The 19,476-nt window shown below is 64.4% G+C and carries 22 protein-coding genes and 2 pseudogenes; 11 read left to right on the top strand and 13 right to left on the bottom strand.

The features are described 5' to 3' along the window. Positions 1-18: 18 nt before the first annotated feature. Positions 19-1,008 carry a tripartite tricarboxylate transporter substrate binding protein gene (locus ACX80X_RS14555; protein WP_252601898.1) on the bottom strand — a complete coding sequence of 330 codons (990 nt, stop codon included), beginning with the start codon at positions 1,006-1,008 and terminating at the stop codon, positions 19-21. 265 nt (positions 1,009-1,273) lie between these two features. On the opposite strand from ACX80X_RS14555, the gene ACX80X_RS14560 reads away from it, so the two are divergent. From ACX80X_RS14560 to ACX80X_RS14570, 3 genes are all read left to right on the top strand, one after another. Then, complete coding sequence (locus ACX80X_RS14560; protein WP_252601901.1) at positions 1,274-2,029, top strand: SDR family NAD(P)-dependent oxidoreductase; 756 nt, start codon at positions 1,274-1,276, stop codon at positions 2,027-2,029. Between the two features lie 81 nt (positions 2,030-2,110). After that, a complete protein-coding gene (locus ACX80X_RS14565) occupies positions 2,111-3,088 on the top strand; it encodes an NAD(P)H-quinone oxidoreductase (protein ID WP_252601903.1) in 978 nt (325 codons plus the stop codon). Positions 3,089-3,275: 187 nt separating this feature from the next. Beyond that, on the top strand, positions 3,276-4,241 hold the full coding sequence (locus tag ACX80X_RS14570; protein ID WP_252601906.1) for a 3-hydroxyacyl-CoA dehydrogenase family protein: 966 nt from the start codon (positions 3,276-3,278) through the stop codon (positions 4,239-4,241). A gap of 654 nt (positions 4,242-4,895) precedes the next feature. Here the strand turns inward: ACX80X_RS14570 and ACX80X_RS14575 are convergent. Continuing rightward, a complete protein-coding gene (locus tag ACX80X_RS14575; protein WP_252601909.1) occupies positions 4,896-5,552 on the bottom strand; it encodes a hypothetical protein in 657 nt (218 codons plus the stop codon). A 257-nt stretch (positions 5,553-5,809) separates the two neighbouring features. Between ACX80X_RS14575 and ACX80X_RS14580 the strand changes: the two genes are divergently transcribed. The 4 genes and pseudogenes from ACX80X_RS14580 (at position 5,810) to ACX80X_RS14595 (ending at position 8,698) form a co-directional block, all read left to right on the top strand. After that, complete coding sequence (locus ACX80X_RS14580; protein WP_252601912.1) at positions 5,810-6,421, top strand: recombinase family protein; 612 nt, start codon at positions 5,810-5,812, stop codon at positions 6,419-6,421. Further along, on the top strand, positions 6,418-6,663 hold the full coding sequence (locus ACX80X_RS14585; RefSeq protein WP_252612206.1) for a helix-turn-helix domain-containing protein: 246 nt from the start codon (positions 6,418-6,420) through the stop codon (positions 6,661-6,663). Before ACX80X_RS14580 ends, ACX80X_RS14585 begins: the two co-directional genes overlap by 4 nt. Positions 6,664-6,693: 30 nt before the next feature. Further along, on the top strand, positions 6,694-7,890 hold the full coding sequence (locus ACX80X_RS14590) for a Mu transposase C-terminal domain-containing protein (RefSeq protein WP_252612204.1): 1,197 nt from the start codon (positions 6,694-6,696) through the stop codon (positions 7,888-7,890). Further along, a pseudogene (locus tag ACX80X_RS14595) lies at positions 7,887-8,698 on the top strand (AAA family ATPase). The gene ACX80X_RS14590 and the pseudogene ACX80X_RS14595 overlap by 4 nt, the downstream one beginning before the upstream one ends. 46 nt (positions 8,699-8,744) lie before the next feature. On the opposite strand, the gene ACX80X_RS14600 reads toward ACX80X_RS14595, so the two are convergent. After that, positions 8,745-8,984, bottom strand: a complete 240-nt coding sequence (locus ACX80X_RS14600; RefSeq protein WP_252601918.1) for a winged helix-turn-helix transcriptional regulator — start codon at positions 8,982-8,984, stop codon at positions 8,745-8,747. A gap of 160 nt (positions 8,985-9,144) precedes the next feature. Here ACX80X_RS14600 and ACX80X_RS14605 point away from each other — a divergent pair, with 160 nt between their 5' ends. Beyond that, on the top strand, positions 9,145-9,879 hold the full coding sequence (locus ACX80X_RS14605) for an MBL fold metallo-hydrolase (protein ID WP_252601921.1): 735 nt from the start codon (positions 9,145-9,147) through the stop codon (positions 9,877-9,879). Positions 9,880-9,960: 81 nt separating this feature from the next. Here ACX80X_RS14605 and ACX80X_RS14610 read toward each other — a convergent pair. Then, positions 9,961-10,254, bottom strand: a pseudogene (locus ACX80X_RS14610) (MepB family protein); the annotation flags it as partial. 585 nt (positions 10,255-10,839) lie between these two features. On the opposite strand from ACX80X_RS14610, the gene ACX80X_RS14615 reads away from it, so the two are divergent. After that, complete coding sequence (locus ACX80X_RS14615) at positions 10,840-11,013, top strand: hypothetical protein (RefSeq protein WP_252601923.1); 174 nt, start codon at positions 10,840-10,842, stop codon at positions 11,011-11,013. Positions 11,014-11,080: 67 nt separating this feature from the next. Here the strand turns inward: ACX80X_RS14615 and ACX80X_RS14620 are convergent, their stop codons facing one another. The 6 genes from ACX80X_RS14620 to ACX80X_RS14645 all read right to left on the bottom strand — a co-directional run bounded on the left by ACX80X_RS14620 (position 11,081) and on the right by ACX80X_RS14645 (position 15,558). Continuing rightward, entirely contained in the window at positions 11,081-11,896 is an 816-nt protein-coding gene (locus ACX80X_RS14620; RefSeq protein WP_252601926.1) for a hypothetical protein, read from the bottom strand. Between the two features lie 154 nt (positions 11,897-12,050). Next, positions 12,051-12,656 carry a CPBP family intramembrane glutamic endopeptidase gene (locus ACX80X_RS14625; protein ID WP_459312479.1) on the bottom strand — a complete coding sequence of 202 codons (606 nt, stop codon included), beginning with the start codon at positions 12,654-12,656 and terminating at the stop codon, positions 12,051-12,053. Positions 12,657-12,845: 189 nt separating this feature from the next. Further along, positions 12,846-14,087: an N-acetylglucosamine-6-phosphate deacetylase gene (nagA, locus tag ACX80X_RS14630; protein WP_459312481.1), complete on the bottom strand. Its 1,242-nt coding sequence runs from the start codon at positions 14,085-14,087 to the stop codon at positions 12,846-12,848. Continuing rightward, complete coding sequence (locus ACX80X_RS14635; RefSeq protein WP_459312483.1) at positions 14,084-14,602, bottom strand: N-acetylmannosamine-6-phosphate 2-epimerase; 519 nt, start codon at positions 14,600-14,602, stop codon at positions 14,084-14,086. Before ACX80X_RS14635 ends, nagA begins: the two co-directional genes overlap by 4 nt. 58 nt (positions 14,603-14,660) lie before the next feature. Then, complete coding sequence (locus tag ACX80X_RS14640) at positions 14,661-15,191, bottom strand: ROK family protein (protein WP_459312485.1); 531 nt, start codon at positions 15,189-15,191, stop codon at positions 14,661-14,663. 10 nt (positions 15,192-15,201) lie between these two features. After that, the gene (locus ACX80X_RS14645) at positions 15,202-15,558 is read right to left on the bottom strand and encodes a sialidase family protein (RefSeq protein ID WP_252610879.1); all 357 of its coding nucleotides are present in this window, start codon (positions 15,556-15,558) and stop codon (positions 15,202-15,204) included. An 89-nt stretch (positions 15,559-15,647) separates the two neighbouring features. Here ACX80X_RS14645 and ACX80X_RS14650 point away from each other — a divergent pair, with 89 nt between their 5' ends. Then, positions 15,648-16,583, top strand: a complete 936-nt coding sequence (locus tag ACX80X_RS14650; RefSeq protein WP_252601944.1) for a PfkB family carbohydrate kinase — start codon at positions 15,648-15,650, stop codon at positions 16,581-16,583. A gap of 141 nt (positions 16,584-16,724) precedes the next feature. Here ACX80X_RS14650 and ACX80X_RS14655 read toward each other — a convergent pair whose 3' ends face one another. Both ACX80X_RS14655 and ACX80X_RS14660 read right to left on the bottom strand, forming a co-directional pair. Next, entirely contained in the window at positions 16,725-17,495 is a 771-nt protein-coding gene (locus ACX80X_RS14655) for a methyltransferase domain-containing protein (protein ID WP_459312487.1), read from the bottom strand. 21 nt (positions 17,496-17,516) lie between these two features. Further along, positions 17,517-18,083: an OsmC family protein gene (locus ACX80X_RS14660; RefSeq protein ID WP_459312489.1), complete on the bottom strand. Its 567-nt coding sequence runs from the start codon at positions 18,081-18,083 to the stop codon at positions 17,517-17,519. Between the two features lie 138 nt (positions 18,084-18,221). Here ACX80X_RS14660 and ACX80X_RS14665 point away from each other — a divergent pair, with 138 nt between their 5' ends. Continuing rightward, entirely contained in the window at positions 18,222-18,911 is a 690-nt protein-coding gene (locus ACX80X_RS14665; protein WP_252601952.1) for an ArsR/SmtB family transcription factor, read from the top strand. A 115-nt stretch (positions 18,912-19,026) separates the two neighbouring features. On the opposite strand, the gene ACX80X_RS14670 is transcribed toward ACX80X_RS14665, so the two are convergent. Beyond that, positions 19,027-19,386: a hypothetical protein gene (locus tag ACX80X_RS14670; RefSeq protein WP_459312491.1), complete on the bottom strand. Its 360-nt coding sequence runs from the start codon at positions 19,384-19,386 to the stop codon at positions 19,027-19,029. Positions 19,387-19,476 lie beyond the last annotated feature (90 nt).

Here is a 19,476-nt window from a genome sequence, read left to right on the forward strand (position 1 = left end):
TGCATTCCTTTCCGCGACTTATTTCTTCAAAATGGTCTTGTAGACGGTTGCGCCCTCGTCGAGGATCCCCTTGAGAGCTTCGGCGTCATCGAACTTCTCAGGGACGAAGCGTTCCCCGATGATCTCGACCGCTTTCGCGTCCTTGAGGCACGTCTCCAGGCTCCCGGCCAGTTTGGAGGTAGCCTCCTCCGGCAAGCCGGCAGGGCCAGCCAATGCGTACGTGGTGACGGCCAGGGTCAGGTCCTGATAACCAAGATCGACGAGGGTGGGCGTGTCCGGCAGGTGTTTCTGCCGCTTTTCAGAGGACACGGCAAGCGCCCTAAATGAACCGTCCTCGATCCGGGCGGAGACTTCGGGAGCATCGTTGATAAATGCCGCGTCCGCGTGGCCGCCCAACAGAGCTGTTGTCGCTCCCGCGCTGCCATCGAAGGGCACCACCGTGATGTCTACTCCGTACTGGTCCTCGAGCCGCTGCAGTTCTATTGCCTGGGGGGTGGACGAGCCGGATACGCCGATGTTGAGCTTGCCAGGATTGGCCTTGGCTGCGTCGATGAAAGCCTTGGCGTCCTTGTAGGGAGAGTCCTTCCCGACCACCAGATTCATGGGTACATGGGAAATGACACCGATCGGAGTGACGTCGTCTTTCGAATAATCAAGATCGTTGACAAGCGGTGTCAGGACAGTCATTCCCGTCGAAACAATCGCCACTGTGTGTCCGTCGGCTTTCGAGGTGATCAGCTTCTGCATTCCCAGCGCCCCCGAACCGCCCGCCACGTTTTCGGCGACCACTGACTGACCAAGCTCCTTGCCCAGGCACGGGGCAAGAGCGCGGGCAGTAACGTCGGTCGGTCCTCCGGCGGCATAGGGAATGATGAAGCGAACCGTCTCGCTCGGATACCCGCTACCGGATTGGGCTGCCCCGGGAGTGTTGCCGCAGCCTACGACTGCAACCGACATAATTCCAACGCTGGCAAGTACACCAGCCGTGCGGGCGATTTTCTTATTCATGAGGTCTCCAGTCGTGGTGTGAGCTTCGTTGCTTACTCGACAGCTAATAGAAGTGCACTATCAAAACTTCCGTTTCACTGAGGTTAGGGGAAGGATTGGATGTAAGTCAAGTCACATCCATGCATATGTAGTGTGTGCGAATTGGTCACCTCGAACTTCCTCTCCTAACCGAAAAGTGGCGGAAGCCGTGACTCAGGTGCCCCACCATTGCCATCTCGACTGCCCTCTGCTTAACTGGATCTCTAAATCGGACCACACTCTCAGGATGTCGAAATCCGAGGGAACCGTGTTTTGGGCTCATCATCGAAATCAGGACGGAATTATGAAAGAACGTGTACTTGTCACTGGCGGAGCGTCCGGAATCGGGGCGGCGATTGTTGACCGCTGTCTTGAGGAGGGCTACGAGCCCGTCGTGATCGACCGTGTGGGCGCCGGCCTGAGAGCCGACTTGTCCGACAGCGAGGCCACCGCCGCCGCACTGCAACTGGCTTTGGCAGACGGGCCGATCCACCGACTCGTCAACAACGTCGGCATGATAAGAGTGGCTTCGATCGAAACAGTCAGCATGGAAGACCTTGACCTGATGTGGTCGCTCAACGTGCGCACCGCCATACAGTGCCTGCAGGCAGTCCTGCCCGCTATGAAGGAACGCGGGTTCGGGCGCGTAGTCAACATCTCTTCCCGTGCGGCATTGGGTAAGGAGGGAAGAACAGCGTATGCCTCATCGAAGGCGGCGTTGCTGGGGCTAACCAGAACCTGGGCATTGGAACTGGGCCAGCACGGCGTAACCGTCAATGCAATTGGCCCGGGACCAATCCGGACTGCGATGTTCGAAGCGGCAAATCCGCCGGACGCGCCCGGTACGCGAGCGATCATCGACTCCATCCCGGTGCAACGGATGGGGGAGCCCGAAGACATCGCCAACAGTGTGGCGCATTTTCTCGACGATCGATCCGGTTTCGTCACTGGGCAGACACTATATGTGTGCGGCGGCAAGACGGTGGGCATTGCGGGAATCTGATCTCCCCGGCCCACGTTCGAACGGCAATAACAACGCCCTGCCGAGTAAAACCCTGGCAGCAGCAACTTACTGGAGGATTCAATGAAGGCAGTGCGCGCAAGGAAACCGGGGGGCCCGGAGGTACTTGGTCTTGATGAGGTCCCCATTCCCGTCCCGGCGCCCGGCGAAGTGCTCATCGATGTGGCCGCCGCCGGACTCAACCGGGCCGATTCGTTGCAACGCGAAGGCAATTACAAGCTGCCTGACGGTGCCAGCGATGTTCTCGGCCTGGAAGTCTCCGGCACCGTCTCGGCTCTGGGAAGGGGTGTTACACAGTTTTCCGTCGGCGATGGGGTAGTGGCACTGCTCACCGGTGGCGGCTATGCGGAGCATGTCGTGGCTCCCGCAGGCCAGGTGCTGAAGGCTCCCGCAGGCCTCCACATCGTGAGCGCCGCAGCCCTGCCGGAAACAATGGCCACCGTCTATTCCAACCTCTTTATGTCGGCGCGGCTTGTTCGTGGGGAGACGGTTCTGATCCACGGTGGAGCAGGCGGCATAGGAACGACTGCCATCCAGTTGGTGAAGGCCCTCGGAGGCAATGTTGCTGTTACGGCAGGATCGCAGGAAAAGCTGGCCGCGGCCGCGGCCCTGGGCGCGGACATTCTGATCAACTACAAGGAAAAGGACTTTGTCGCCGAAATCAAGGCAGCTACGGCCGGGCGGGGCGCCGACGTCATTCTGGACGTGGTTGGCGCGGACTACCTGTCCCGCAATATCGACGCCCTAAACTTTTCCGGCCGACTGGTCATCATTGGGCTGCAAGGCGGAGCGAGAACCGAATTCGATATCCGGTCATTGATGGCCAAGCGCGCCAGTGTGATCGGCACGCTGCTGCGACCGCGGCCGGTGGAAGAGAAAACTGCCATCATGGCGGCGCTGGCCGAGCACGTCTGGCCGCTGGTCGCTGCAGGCATGATCGAGGTGCCCATAAGCAGGACCTTTCCCCTCGCTGAGGCGGCCGCCGCGCACAGGTACTTCGATTCGGGCACCCACATCGGCAAAGTGCTACTTACGGTCTAGCGGTACCAAACGGCCACGGGAACAGGTCTGGCGCCCAAACTCCGCGACCCGGCCGGGCGAGGTGAACATTGGCCCCGCCTTCATGATCACCGGCCACCCCTGGCCATCGACGGAGATTACACCATCATCCGCTAAACCGGTCCGGTCCATCCGAACTGCCCCGAACCATCTTTCAAGGAGGATCTTCATGACAAGCATCGACACCATCACAACCGCGGCCGTTGTCGGCTCGGGCTACATGGGAGGGGGAATCGCCCAAGTTCTGGCGATGCACGGCTACAAAGTCGCGTTGGGCGACGTCGACGGCGAGACGGCCGAACGCGCACGCTTCAGGCTCGTTGAACAGGCACGGGGATTCGAGGCCCGCGGGTTGTTTCCGGAAGGGGCCTCCGAGGTCATCGAAGGAAACCTCGCCGCTGCGGACAGCATAGAAGAAACCGTGGCCGCGGCGAACTACATCGCCGAAGCGGTTCCTGAAGAACCCGCATTGAAGGCCGGTATCCTCCGCAGGATCTCGGCCGCCGCACCGCCCACAGCGGTCATCGCCTCTAACACCTCCGCCATCCCCATCGAAGAACTTGCCCTATCGGTGGCCGGTCCGGAGCGGTTCCTCGGCGTCCACTGGATGAATCCTGCCCCCTTCATCCCGGGGGTCGAACTCATACCCGGCCCGCACACCGCCCCCTATGTCGTTGACTTCGCCGAGAAGCTCGTTCGTAGCCTGGGCAAGACACCGACCCGGGTGGCAGACACGCCAGGATTCGTCGCCAACCGGCTCCAGTTCGCCCTCTACAAGGAAGCAGTCCGGATCGTTGACGACGGCGTCGCCACACCCGAACAGATCGACACCGTTGTGAGCAACACATTCGGATTCCGCCTCGCCCTCTTCGGCCCCTTCGCCATCGGCGATATGGCCGGACTCGACGTTTACGAATCCGCGTACCGCACCCTCGAAAGAGCGTACGGCGATCGCTTCTCCGCCCCGGAGGCGCTTTCCGCGATGGTCAAGGACGGAAACCTAGGGCTGAAGAGGGGGCACGGTTTCCTAGACATTGACACCGCAGACCAGGCAGCCCTCCTGGCCTACCGAGACAACGCCTATGCACGCTTGTCGCAGCTCCGTGCAGACCTCGGCGAAGCCCCCGGGCTCTAACCAACTCGGGGACAACCGCCAAACCGCCGCCACGATCCCTTATGGAAGATCCGGCGGAACTACCAGAAAAAGCGGTTTTCCCCCGCTGACATCCAATTTGCGGCGCGTAGGACCTCCCGCCTGGTCCCGCGTCTCCGCTGGCGCCCGGGCTTGCCCCGGCAGGCCTGCTGGATGCACGGCTTAGTGCAACGGAGCAAGAAAAGGAACTTGTCGCCCGCTGGGCCGGAAGTCCCGCAGAGGCCTTGGATCAGACTTCTGCGGGACGTGGTCAGTTGGACGACGAGCGCCTTGTAGCTATCGGTCGGGGAGGCCCCTTCTTGTTGCCAAGCAACTACTGGTACGCGTGCACATTCGATTTCGAACTGTTCGTGCCTGTGGAAAAGCGCTGTAGGACCATGCCTGCCTAAAGTTAGGCGAGGTCGAACACGGCCTGCCGGACCCGGACCCGGAAAGTCCGGAGAACCCAGGGCACGGGCCAAGAGTTTCGTCCAGTTGGGGCTGTGACTGTTAACCCGAAATGGCGGTTAAATCACAGTTTGAATGGCGGCTTGCCGTCCCGTTGAAGGAACGTCCACCGACACATTCATCGGACTATACGGGGTCGACGCGAGCGGCAGAAGCTGCCGTTCGAGGACAACTAGTGTGGAGACCCGGTCACCGTCGCTCGACCGTCAGGCGATGGGCCTCTGCCGGCTGGGCGGGGGACTTCCAGATCAGCCATCCCCACCACAGTTGAACCGCTCCGAACAGCGCCCCGGAGAGCACCCCGGCGACGGGAATGAAAGGTCCGCCCAGAGCCAGGTACGCCGGGCCGCTGACAGCCAGCAGCACTCCGGCCGCGCGAGGAAATACTGCCGCACGCGCGGCGGCCACTCCAATGACCGCCAGGCCGAGCACCCACCCGAGCACTAGCAGCCCGGCCCCAATAGCCAGCCACGACGTGAACATCGGCCCGTTGAGCTCCAACAACTGTGGGTCTCTGTCCGCCAGCACAGGAAAAACCAACGCTTCGAAGAAGCCAATGGCGGAACCGCCTATTGCGCCGGCGAAGGAGAACACTAATCCCACATGCCCTAACCGGCGTAGCTGGCCGTTGTGAACCGCGACGAGGCCGGCAGCACCGATGAACGCCAATGCAAACACAAAGATGCTCGCGACATGGATGGGCTGCCACACCTCAGTATCCCGTACAACCTCATCAACGGGACGGTCAAAGATGCTTGGGTGCAAAGGCACGAGAGTAGCGGTGACTGCACCACTCACCGCAAGGGAGATGGCGGAAACGCGGACAGACACCTGCACTACGGCCACTCCCATAGTCTACTGCGCTACCCCATAGCTGCGGCAGGTGAGCGTGGACCGAGCAGCTCATACGTACCGCCGCCACTCCGGGCACTTGGGAACGAAAAGAAGCATCAACTACCGTGCTGGAAACGAACGTTTCCGCTACAGACAAGCAGGTGCGTTTAAAAAATTCCATGCACACTCGATTTTTGTAGCGAAACTCAGTGCCGGTTTCTACGTGCCGGTTCTTCTGATGGTTGACGGGTATTGGTACATTTGGGCGCATGGGACATCTGTTGGGCTATGCGCGGGTATCGACCGGGGACCAGGACGCGGCCCTGCAGCAGGACGCGTTGAAGGCTGCCGGCTGCTACCGGATCTTCACCGACACCGCTTCCGGTTCCCTGGAATCCCGGCCGGAACTGACGAAGGTCCTTGATCAACTCCGGCCGGGGGACACGCTGGTTGTGTGGCGGCTGGACCGGCTCGGCCGGTCCATCCGGCATCTGATCGACCAGCTGGCCGATCTCCAGGAGCGTGGCATCGGTTTCCGGTCCCTGCAGGAGGCAATTGACACCACATCCTCAGGCGGACGTCTCGTCTTTCACGTGTTCGCCGCACTGGCGGAATTTGAGCGGGATCTGATCCGTGAACGGACCAACGCAGGGCTTCAGGCAGCGCGGGCTCGCGGGCGCGTTGGGGGCCGGCCCCAGCTGCTGACCAAGGACAAGCTCCGGACCGCCCGCCGGATGTATGAGCAGAAGGACATGACTGTCGAGAAAATCGGTGAGGTCCTCGGCGTCAGCCGCACCACTGTGTATCGGGCACTCCGGCGCGAACCGGTCCCTGCTGCGCCGCGGCGGCGTTCAACAGCGACACAGAAAACAGTCCGGTGAAGGCCGGAGGCAGCAGTACCCTGACCGGGGACACTGCCTCCACGCCCGAGCAGACAGCGTTGGTGCGCTGGCAGATCCTGCGCCGGCACGTCGACGACGGTGTGCCGCTGACGACCCTCGCCATACACGAAGGCATCGGACTGCGGACACTGCAGCGCTGGCACGCGGCCCACAAACGCGACGGCATCGCCGGACTGTCCACAGCCAACCGCGGGACCACCCGACGCAGGAGCACCCCCTAGCTGGTCGCACTCGTCGAAGGCCTGGCCCTGGTGAAACCGCCCCTGTCCGTGGCTGCCGTCGCCCGCAAGGCCAACCGCGTCGCCGCCGACCACGACTGGCGGCCGCTCTCCTACAGCACGGTCCGCTCCATCACCAGGGGCCTCGACCCCGGCATGAGAACACTCTCCCAACAGGGAATTGCCGCCTACCGGGACACTTACGAGCTTGCCTGGCGGCACCGGGCCGAGCGCCCTAACGCCATCTGGCAGGCAGATCACACCGAACTGGACATCCTCGTCCTGGACGCGAACCTGTTGCCCGGGCGCCCGTGGCTGACCACGATCATGGACGACTACTCCCGCTCGATATGCGGCTACATGCTCTTCCTCGGGGCACCGTCCGCTATGAACACCGCACTGGCGCTGCGGCAGGGAATCTGGCCCAAAGCCGGCGCAGGGTGGCCGATGTGCGGGATCCCCGACATCCTCTACGTCGACCACGGCTCAGACTTCACCAGCCACCACCTGACCCAAACCGCGAAGGACCTGCACTTCGAAATCACCTACTCAACGGTCGCAAGACCCCAAGGCCGGGGAAAGATCGAACGGTTCTACGGCACCATTAACACGGAGCTGTTGGCCGAACTGCCCGGACACCTGGCCCGCGGCCACCGGCCCCCGGCACCGGTGCTGACCCTCAAGGAGCTGGACGCGGCCATCTGCCGTTTCATCACGGAGGAGTACCACCAACGCGAGCACCCCGAGATCAAAGACACCCCGCATCACGCCTGGGTAGGCGACGGGTGGCTGCCCCGGCTCCCGGCAACCATGGACGAACTGAATCTATTGTTGTTGACCGTGGCCAAACCCCGGATCGTCCACCGCGACGGCGTGCACTTCCAGGGGCTCAGATACGTCTCGCCGCTCCTGGCCGCCTACGTCCGAGAACCCGTCGTTGTCCGCTACGACCCGCGGGACGTGACCGAGATCCGTGTCTTCCACAAGAACCAGTTCATCTGCAGGGCCGTGGACCCTGACCATGAAACCTCCACTCTCACGCTGAGAGACATCCAGGCCGCACGATCGGCCCGCCGCCGGGAACTGCGCGGACAAATCAACCAGCGGATCGCCGTCGTGGCCCGGCACCTGCCGGACCTGGCATCAGCGAAACCGGCTCCCGCTCCGGACGCTGTTGATCAACCCAAGAAGCGCCCGAAGCTACGCACCTACCTGGAGGACGACCGATGACACCACAAAGCTTCATTGCCACCAAAGAGCACCGCCGGTTCGCTGAGTTCGCCGACGCGGTGCGCCGCCAGCACACCATCGGCATCTGCTACGGCCAGGCCGGCATCGGAAAGACCCTCTCCGCCAGGCGCTACGCCAACTGGCATAAGGCCGAGAACCTCATAGAACAGTGGGGTCCCCGGGACGACTCCGACTACCAGATTTACGCGGCCCTGGCCCGGACACGCACCGTCTTCTACACCCCTGCCGTACTCACCTCACCCAAACAAATCCACGCCGAACTCGAACACATCAGCACCCGCGTATCGATCTGCGTTGATCAGCATCTGGAAAAGATCGGCAAGAAGACAGGACCGCACACCCGCACCGGTAAGCATGTTGAGCTGCTCATCATTGACGAATCCGAGCGCCTCAACGCCACGGCGCTTGAACTTTGCGTGACCGCTACGACCGGGACAACATAGCCCTGATCCTCATCGGCATGCCCGGGATTGAAAAATGGTTCAGCCGCTACGCACAGCTCTACAGCAGGGTCGGCTTCGCCCACGAATACCGCCCACTCGCACAGGAAGAACTGAATTTCGTCCTCGAGCGCAGATGGCACAAACTCGGTCAGAGCCTGGACCCGGAAGATTTCACCGATGCCCAGGCCATCGCCGCCGTCGCGCGGATCACCCGAGGAAACTTCCGCCTCATCGACCGGCTCTTCACCCAAATCGAACGGGTCATGAAAATCAACGAACTCAGCACCATCACCGATGACGTCGTTGAGGCCGCACGCTCAACCCTCGTCATCGGAATCAGTTAGAACCGCCAAACCGAGCTGTGAAATAACCGCCATTGCGAAGTAACAGTCACACCGCTGTCCGGAGCGCGTGTCCTCCCGGGGTAAGCAACCCCAGAGCGACGAGTTTCTTGAGCCGTTCCGCGAGAACATTCGAGTCGATACCCTTGAGTGATCCGGCGTGCAGCTCTCGGAAATGGTGCTTGTCTCCGAAGACGATGTCGCGGAGCACGATCAGGGTCCAGCGATCGCCGAACGCCTCCACGGCGCGTTGAGGGCACCCCGACCGCGGCTCACCCGCTTCGCCCATAGTGCTTGCACTCTACTACCGCCAGCTAATACCGTCTCGACAAGGGGTTGCAAACCACAAGCGGAAGGCATTTCATGCTGAAGGAAGTCGCTGAGGGCGTTGTTGTTCACGAGAGCGAGTTCATCCAGAGTAATTCCGTTGTCGTGCAGGGGGGGACGGTGTGTTGCTCATTGACCCCGGCATAACGGGCGACGAAATGGCGGCCCTCGCGAACGACCTTCGCGAGTTGGGCCAGCCCGTCGTGGCAGGCTTCTCGACGCATCCTCATTGGGACCACGTGCTCTGGCACGCGGACTTCGGCGACGCGCCCCGTTACGGCACAGCCCGCTGCGCGGCCTCTATCCAAGATCTGCTGTCGAACGCGGACTGGAAGGCCCGCATAGCCGAGGGGCTCCCGCCGGAGTACGCCGAGGAGATCCCGATGGATCTGCTCGGGCTCATTACCGGTCTGCCCGCCGAAGCTACGCAGATTCCTTGGGATGGCCCCAAAGTCCGCATCATCGAGCATCAGGCCCATGCCCCAGGCCATGCCGCGCTGTTGATCGAGGAGTCCCGCGTCCTCGTCGCCGGCGACATGCTTTCTGACATCCTGATGCCGTTCCTCGACCTCGAGGCCGCGAATCCGATCGAGGACTACCTCGCCGCGCTGCGGCTCTTTGACCGCCTGGCCGACGACGTTGACGCCGTCATCCCCGGTCACGGCTCGGTCGGCGGAACTGGGCAGCTACAAGCACGTATCAAACAGGATCGCGCGTACGTGCAGGCCCTGCGAGACGGCGGTGTTCCCGACGACTCGCGGGTCGGTCCGTCGGCCCCGTTGGAGTGGCTGCCGGAGGTTCATCAATGGCAGCTCCAGCGGCTCGCCCAAAGAGAACTGAACGAGACGCTCGAATAGCCGTCGCATCCCGGGTGCTGCGGGGTGTCCCGACGACGGCCCGCCACCTGAGCTGGCCTGACCGAATGTCGCCGAATCCGTCTAGGCCACAACGAAGAGTCGACTGGCTCGCTGCGCATCGATGGCGGATCCGTCAGCCATCTCGAAGAAGTAATTACACTGCCACTGCTGGGATTTTTTCGCCTGCCGATTCGTCGTAGCTGACCACGGCGGATAGACGCGGAACCCTCGATTGCCTCCGGCGCCGCCAACGGACACGACGCCATGCTTGACGAGCGCCTTCGGAAAAGCGAATGCTCCGACTCGGGAATCCTCCCGCACGCAGATCACCAGCACGTCGCTGTACTCCTCCGCAGGCAGAGGTTCGGTCGACCCATCGAGAGAGCGCCGTCACACTGTCACGAACAAGCCCACCTTCGTCGGGGTCAGCTTTCCGACCCTGAAGCGAACCGGATACCGACCGATTACCGAGATCGCGGCACCGTACTCAGCGTTGTCGACCTCGGCTTTGGCGGGGGAACAGACGAGGCCGAGGTCGCCGAGAACCCTCATCACCATGGCGACATCCGGATGGAGCGACGGGGCTGTGCGCGAAGAGCTCAGCCCTCACTACCCCGACGATATCCTCACGTGCACGTCTTCTGGAAAGGGGGTCCTGGACAACGAATCCTCTGGTTCACGAACCACCCCTAAGGGGTCGATTTGAAGGCTCAAGACGGGACACGTTCTACAGAACGCCATGATGGTCTTTGCGGCACGTTGAACGTGCTCGGAATTCGCGCTATGTGAGCTCCAGCAGCCCAAGGCATTCGATCACAACGTGTTCAGGCTGCCGGGGATCGTCACCCCAAATGCGAACCGGAAGTTCTACTGTAAGGACGGTGTTCACCCGATGATGGCGCTCCCGGCAGTGCGCGGATGAGCCGCGTAGGGTGAGCACAACTATTGGGGGAATCCCCTGTGACCCAAGTCTTCAGCATCTGGCCCATGCCTTACGTGGTCTTCATGGCCGTACTGATCGGCTTGGCGGCGTACGTCCTGATCCTGGTGATCACCTTCCTTCGGCTCCGCATTGCTGAGCTGAAACGTGCGGCCCCGCCCAAGGACACCGCCAACGGCAGTGACAGAAGCTAGGCGCGCTGCCTCTTCCTTGCCAGTCTTCAATCCAGATTGAAGTAAGCTCAGGGCACAAAAAACCTGGTCAGGCCTCGGCCTGCGGCAGCACCAGCAGGTAGCCCGCCGGCAGATCGCTGCTCCAGCGTCGCGGCTCACGGACCACGAACTGCGTCGCCAGCTGCTCGGGGCTGAGCAGGCTGTTGGGCGCAGGCGATGGACCCCACTGCCCGCTGCCGTGCGGGTAGAGCGGATCCTGGACGCGGACGCCGGTGACCGAGAACTCCGGGAACTGGCCGGGATCGCCGAGCGACTCGAACCCGCTCATCACCCACGCGTGGCGACCGCTCCACATGACCAGCCCGACCGGCCGGCCCGTTTCGGTGATGGCACGCGCCGCCGTTTGCGGTGCGTCCTCGTAGTTGGCGATGCTGACAACGGCGTATGGCCCCATCCCCACGTCAGTCAGCACCTCGGCCCAACCCAATGGGTTGGCACCGTTGAACGAGTTGGACGACCGTGCCCGGGCCATCTCCCACAGGTCGTTCTGCTGAGCGCGATCGGCCCACGTGCCGCCCCCCGTGTCATCGATGAGGTTGTGCGCGATCTGGATGCTCGCCGCCACACACCAGTCGAAGGTGTACTGCGGCACGAAGTCCCCCTCCTGGTAGAGGTTCAGGGCAAACGCCTGGGGCACCGCCGTCGGCGTGGGAACCGGCGTCGGTGTGGGGGCCGGAGTCCGGTGAGGGGCGGGGGCGACGTCGCCAGCGGCTGGCCGGGCCGAGGACGTCGCTATCGGTCGATCGGTGGCGGTCTCGTCAAAGCCGATCGCGGGCGCGCACGCCGTGAGGAGCATCGTCAGGGCAACGAGCCAGGCCAGAAGACGGGGAGGGGCACCGGTCATAATCGAAAGTCTAGACGATATGAAGTGAGCGGTTAGCTGCTTTGCCAGTCCGGGCCCGGCCACGGCCATTTTTCCTCCGTGCTTGGATGGGAGTGGCCTGGTCCTGACCGGGACTATAGGCGCCGCTCGAAGGGCGACTGTTGCCCGCCGTCGTTCATCTGGGACGCCTCCTGAAGGAGAAACGCCCGACGGCGGTGGCCGGGCGGGGTGCCTTGCGCCATGCCCGGCGGTCCAGCGCCACAGTGGCCAGAACCGCGAGGACGACGACGCCGAAGTAGATCAGCTCCGCGCGGTCGGCGCCGGCGCCGGTGAAGCCGAAGGAACCCATGGTGAAAGTGCCCTGGCTGTTGTGGAACAGGAGCGTCAGCAGGACGCTGCCGCCTGTGCGGTTGAAAAGCCAGACGTAAAGGAAGGTGATGGCGAACGTCGTCGGCAAGCCGATCAGGCTTAGCCCGCCAAAGAGGACCAGCGGTAGGTGCCAGAGGGCTATGAGGACGCCGAGAATGGCTGCGGACACCAGCGGAGGCCGGGACGCCTGAAGGAGCGCGAGGGCGTAGCCGCGGAACCCGGGTTCTTCGCCCAGTGGTCCGTCCATCGGATTGACCAGCCGGACGGCGAAGACGGTCAGCAGCCCACTCCACGTCAGCTGTGCAAGGCCCGGGGCGGAGGCCCCGAGTGCCATGGTGATGAGCCCCGTGACCAGGACAAGGACGGCGGGAATTCCATGCGGGGAATGCGCCCTGTCGCGTAAGCGGGCCACGATGCCCAGGAAATCGCGTAGGTCAGGACAAAGAATGCCAAAAGCCTGTGGTGTTTTAGCCAGCCAGTGGAACGGCGCATGATGGCTCCAAACAGTCACTGCAAGGTGCTCCAATTGTCCGCCCCTGCCCGCGTGCGCGCCAGTGCTGGACGCCGGCCTTTACGGCGTTCCCGCAGGCCAGCGCGGGCGCTAAACTCCGACGGCGGGGCGGCCCAGGGTGCGCCCCTCGCGCAGGACCAGGACGCGGCGGAAGTTGCGGTCCACCACTACGACGTCGGCCCGCAGGCCCGCGCGGAGGCTTCCGATTTCCTGCGCCTGGCCGATGATGGCGGCCGGAACGGCGGTGGCTGACAAAACAGCGGCGGCCGGCTCCACACCGGCGTTAATGGTCCGCCGCACAACGTCCAGCATTGTGGCCGTCCCGCCGGCGAGGGTGCCGTTGCTGAGCCGGGCCACGGCACCGCTGACAGATACGGCGGCGGGGCCAAGCTCGTAGTCCCCGTCCGGCAGCCCGGTGGCGGCCATTGAGTCGGTCACCAGGACCACGTTTTCAGCCCCCACCAACTCGAAGACCATCCGGACCGTTTCGGGGTCCAGGTGCGCACCGTCGGCGATGAGTTCCACGGCAATCGTGCCGGCCCCGGCCATCCGGAGGCACGCGGCGACGGGTCCGGGGCTGCGGTGGTGCAGTGGCGGCATGCCGTTAAAGAGGTGTGTGACGGTGGGGCGCGATACGGTCCCCAGGCCGGAGGCCGCCAGCAGCTCCGCCGCCCCGGTGAGGGAGGCCGCCGTCGTCCGCGCGTCCGCGTCAGTGTGGCCCACCGACGGCGTGACGCCGTGCTCGGCGAGCATCCGCACCACGGCGTCGGCGCCGGGAAGTTCGGGCGCGTACGTCATGGTCCGCAGGTGGCCGCCGGCCGCGGCCAACAGTTCGCCCAGCAGGGGGAGGTCCGGCTCGCGCAGGTACCGCGGATCCTGGGCGCCGCATCGCGCGTGGGACAGGAACGGCCCCTCGGAGTGGATGCCCGCGATGAGCCCTTCATCGGCAAGCAGCCGCAGGGTTTCCAGGCCGCGCAGCAGGTCCTCGCGGGACGCGGTCACCGTGCTTGCCAGCAGCGTGGTGGTGCCGCTGCGGTGCAGGAAGTCCACGGCGGCCCTGGCAGCCCCGCTGTCGCCGCTGGGGAAGTCGCCGCCCACGGCCCCGTGGCAGTGCAGGTCAACGAGGCCGGGCAGAATCAGGCTGCCCCGCGGCAGTTCGAGTTCCTCAAGGCCGGGCAGCGACGCCTCATCCAAGCCCGCGCGGGGCCCTACATACGCGATGCGGCCGTCCGCGACGGCCACCACTGCGTCGTCCTGGATCGAGCCGTCGGTCAGGACCGTGCCGGCCAGCAGGTAGCTCCCGGACTCAGCGGCGGTGGGCCCGGGCGTCACTTGAGGGCCTCGGCGAACCAGCCGGTGATGGTGGCCGGGTGCGTGATCGCGGTTCCGACGACGACGGCCGCGGCCTCGACCGCCGCGGCAGCGTCGTCGAACGAGCCGCAGTCCGCCATCACCAAGGCGTGGGAATCGTGGTGGATGCCCGCCACTGTCTGGGCCAGGGCCAGGGCCAGGGTCAGGCCGTCCGGACGCTCCCGGCGCGTGCCGTCGATGGCCACCACGTGGGCGCCCGCGTTGGCCACCGCCAGAGCATGACGGAGTGTGGGAGTGATGAAGACGCCGTCGTGACCGTCCTGCCAGAGCCCGATCACCGGAACCTCCACCGCTGCACGCGTGAACTGCACATCGGCCAGACCCTGGACACGGACGGCAGCGGCGCTGCCGATCACTGCGGAAGCGGCCATCTGCGCCGTGCTGCGCGGGTCCCGCAGGGGCTCGCCCGGATACGCCTGGCAGGACACGATGAGTTGCCCGCGCAGGGCTTTGAGGGCTTCGGGGGTCAGAATCACGGTCGGTTCCTCTGGAAGGTTGACGGAGCGGGCTGAAGATCAGGGAAAGACGAGGTGCTTAGGACCGAGTGGTGGTGAGGACCAGTCGCGCGGCGCCCACCATTGCTGCTGCGTTGCCGAGTTTAGCGGGAGGACGGGGAGGCCGAGCAGCGCGGGCAGGAGTTCGGCGCGAAGGGCGCGTTCCATGGGACGCCACCAGGGCGCGCCGGCGTCGGAGAGCCCGCCGGAAACCACCACCACTTCGGGTCCAGGATGTTGGCGAGTCCGCCCACGGCCTGGCCGGCGGCAGAGGCGCCCATGCCCACGCCTTGATGACTATGGCATCGCTGTCGCCGGCGAGGGCAAAGACACCGCGGGCGTCCAGCGCCGGTTCCTTGCCGCCGAGCCGCACGTACGCCTCGCGGATGGCGGGCCCGGAGGCGATGGCCTCAACATGCCCGGCGCCGCCGCAGACGCAGAGAATAGCCTGGCCCTCGTGGAATGCGTACGGCGAGGCGAAGTGGCCCACGTGGCCGCCCGCATAGCGGTGTCCCAGGACCGGGTGCCCGGCCAGGACAAAACTGCCACCGACGCCGGTGCCGAAGGCCACTAGTTATCCACTAGTTAGGCTCCAGCCTGGCCGCCGCTTCGAAGAATCCGGCATGCGTACCGGCGGCGTGGAACATAAAGATCCGGCCGGTATCCACGTCCACCAGGAGGCTCGGATCGCCGTAGCCGTTAAGGCCGCCGCCCGTCCCCACCATATGCTGATCGCCCCAGGTCCGGCCGCTGTCCGTGCTGCGCCGGAGCAGGAGGTCCATCGGGTTGGGCAGGTCATCGAGGTTGGGGCGGCCGTCATAGGCGGCCAGCAGGGTGCCCTGCCGCGAGACGGCGAGGGCGGGGATCCTGTATTGCCGGTAGCCGCCGGTGCCGCGGACCGCCAGGACGTGTTCCACGTCGGGCATGGCAGCCGTCATCGGCTAGAGGACATGGGATGTCACATCTCCATGGTGGGCGACGCGTAACACGCCTGTGTAGGCAGTCGCATCTCTGGCAGAGTATGACCATGCTCACAGTTATAGGCGAGGGCCTTGTTGACGTTGTCCAGCGCGCCTCCGGAATCGAAGCCCACGTGGGCGGCAGTCCCCTTAATGTCGCGGTGGGCCTGGCCCGCCTCGACCATCCCGTGCAATTCGTCGGCCGTTACGGCCGCGACGCCTACGGGGATTCGGTGGCGGCGCACCTGCGCTCCAGCTCCGTTATGCTGCCGCTGGGCCCCGACGAGCTGCCAACCAGCGTAGCCACCGCGGTAATCGACGACGACGGCGCCGCCACCTACACGTTCGATCTCGCCTGGGAGCTTCCCGGCCTGGCGGACCGCCTCGCCTTTATGCTGCAGGGAACCACCCTGCTGCACACCGGCTCCATCGCCACGATGTTGGCGCCGGGCGCCGCGGCGGTGCTCGCCGCCGTCGAGCACGCCCATCCCGCCGCCACCATCAGCTTCGATCCCAACTGCCGGCCCAGCATCATCACCGACGTGGATTATGCACGGACGCAGGCGGAGAAGTTTGTCACCCTCTCGGACGTGGTCAAGGCCTCCGACGAGGACCTGGAGTGGCTGTATCCGGGTGTGGACGTGCTGGAATCAGCGCGCCGCTGGCTGTCGCTGGGTGGCTCCGAGGGGCCGGCCGTGGTGGTGGTCACGCGGGGCGCGGCCGGTCCGTGGGGAATTACGGCCGCCGGTGAAGCCGCGATTGACGCGCCTCGCGTGGAAGTGGCCGACACCGTGGGCGCAGGTGATTCCTTTATGGCCGCGCTGCTTTCGGGGATCGTGGACCGGGGCCTGGACGGCGCGCAGAACCGGAAGGACCTGCGCGAGCTTCCGGCCGAGGGCCTGGCTGAGCTCCTGGCCCACGCTGCCCGCGCGGCGGCCGTCACGGTTTCCCGCCCGGGCGCCAACCCGCCCACGCGTGCCGAACTGAACTCAGTTGCAACTTAGGCTGATTCCGCCACCACCGACCGCCGGCTTGGCCACGCGGAGGCAACGGCACGCAATCCGATGAGACATCTGCCCTCACCGCAACCGGAGCGCTTGGGGATCCTTATGCGTGGCGCAATTCCGAAGGCAACGTGCCGCAGGTCAGCCGGCATACGCGAGGATCGAGAGGCTCCTGACGCCGTATTTCGTGGTCGCCGCACGGGCGCTGTCGGAGAGGAACTCATACGGATTCGTCCGGAGCGTTTTCAGCGCGAACCCGCTGCCGGCGATCAATTCCTGGTAGGTGTCTTCCTGCGTGGCGCCACCGATGCAGGCGGCCCAGAGATCAATGTTGCAGACAATCTGTTGGGTCAGCGGCCTTTCGGTGACGATATCGGCAACCGCCAGGCGTCCTCCTGGGCGCAGCACGCGTGCCGCTTCGCGGAACACAGCGGCTTTGTCCGCGGACAGGTTGATGACGCCGTTGGAGATGATGCAGTCGAAGCTGGCATCGTCGAAGGGGAGTTCTTCGATGTACCCGTGCGCGAAGGCGACCTGGGGAAAGCCGCCCTCTTTCCGCAGGCCGTCGGCCTTCTCCAGCTGCTCCTCGGTCATGTCAAGGCCCACCACCTGCCCGCCGGATCCCACCGTGACGGCGGCGGCGAAGACGTCCATCCCCGAACCTGAGCCCAGGTCCAGGATTTTTTCTCCGGGCCTGAGGTCCGCCAGGTCGAAAAAATATCCCACCCCGGCGAAGGACTCGACGGCGGCGGCAGGGATCGCGTCCAGCAGCCAGGCCGGGTAGCCCAGCTGCTCCGCAAGACCACGTCCCATCTTGAAGTGGTACTTGCCAGCGGGGTTTTGGGCCACCGCCCGATAGACCTGCTTGACCTTGTCCTCAAGCTCGGTTCGGTCAACTGCAACTGTTCCCATGTCCATGGCTATACCCGTGCTTCATACGATTTCGAGGGTGGTTTCAACCGGAACCGGGTTGGCCAGGCAGTCGCGGACCGGTGACGTGTCCTGGACATACCGGCACAGGGACTGAAGCTGCTCCGGGGTGGCATTCGGGCTGGAGACCCGTGCCTGCGCACGGATGGCGGTGAATCCGGGCCGAGGTCCTTCGAGGCCGAGGAAGGGCCGAACATCCAGATCGCCTTCGACGTGGAACTCCAGTGAACTGATCTCCATACCCTGGGCGGCCGCATTGGCCGCGTATCCGACGGCGTAGCAGAAGCCCAGGGCCTGCAGCAGCAGTTCGACGGCATTGGGTCCGGCGTTGTTTCCGAGGAGCACGGGAGGTTCGTCACCCTCGGTCGTGAAGTCTCCGGTCCGGGTGGTGTCGGGTTCCCCCGCATGGGTGAATCCCAGGATCTTTCCCGAGTTATGGGTGCCGCCGCGCCAGGTGCTGGTGGCTCTGAACGTAAAGCTGCCCTGGGTGGGATCTGCCTGGATCGCATCGATGGTCCCCAGTAGCTGGTCGACGTCAATGCCATTGCGGAAGGTCGCTGTCGATTCCATCGCAATTCGCCTCTTTTCCGGGTTGTCCCGGGGTCCGTGGCGCGGCCCGGGTGATATTCAAGTGAATACTTGAATACGACACCCGGTGGGTATATCTTGTCAAGTACCTACTTGAATATGATTTGCGGAGGATCGGGCATGAGTGACAGGCCGGCAAAGGACAAGCTGTTTGATGCATTTGCTTCCGTGGCCAAGGTCCTTGGCAGTGGTCGGCGCGCCGAGATAGTGGATGTCCTGGCCCAGGGTGAGCGCCCTGTGGACGAAATTGCCGAGGAAATCGGGCAGAGCATCGCCAATACTTCGCAGCATCTTCAGCAGCTCCTGCGGGCAGGCCTGGTGCGCACCCGTCGCGAAGGAACGCGGATCCATTACCGCCTCAGCGGCACCGCGGTCACGCGACTCTGGGCGGCCGTGCGGGAGGTTGCATCCGAGCATGTCGCAGAACTCGACGAACTCGCCGAGGCCTACCTGGGGGACAGGGCGGCCTTGGACTCCCTGACCCGGACTGAGCTGACCAACCGAATGGCCGCCGGAGATGTCGTAGTTCTCGATGTGCGGCCTGAGCGCGAATTCCGCTCCGGCCACATCCCGGGCGCGGTTTCGGTTCCTGTCGGAGAGCTGGCGGGGAGGATGAAGGACCTGCCGCACGGCCGCATCATCGTGGCATACTGCCGCGGACAGTACTGCGTGTTCGCCGACGAGGCGGTCCGGACGCTGCGGGAACAGGGTATGCCTGCCGTCAGGCTCGAGGAGGGCTATCCCGAGTGGGCTGAGGCCGGGCTACCCGTCGAGGCTGGCGCGCCGCGCAAGTCCGGCGCGCCGGGATAGCCGCCGCCTTCGAGCACGTCGCTGCGGTCGCGCACGGTGTAGCCTGGTCGCCGGGGAAGCCCGCCAGGGTTAGCCGGGACGGCGCCGGCCGCGGCGTCCGAAATCGGCGGGGCACTCAGTTACGGGGTGTTGTACGTTGTGACCAGACCACGACGGGAATCAGAAGGAGGGACAGGACGCCTCCGGCCAGGGACAGAACGGCGTAGCTGGCGCCGGCGACGACGACTCCGGACAGGGCGCCGCCTGTTGCGCCGGCAAGGGCGATAAGGACATCAATGGAGCCTTGTATCTTGGCCCTGGTTTCGAGCGGGGTGGCGTCGACGATGAGGGCCGTGCCGCTGATCAGGCCGAAGTTCCAGCCCAGTCCGAGCAGCGCGAGTGCGATCATCAGTTGCCCCATGGATTGCGCAGGGGCCGTTGCCGCAAGGATCCCGGCTGCCAGGAGCGTCACGCCCGCGGCGACGGAATTTTTCAAGTCGGTCGGTACCAGTGGGAGTTAGGCTGCTAGTTTTTCGGTGTTTTCCTTGGGTTGGTTGATCCATGCGGGCCCGGGCAGGGCCAGTAT

The sequence above is a fragment of the Pseudarthrobacter sp. MDT3-1 genome (genome assembly GCF_054510755.1).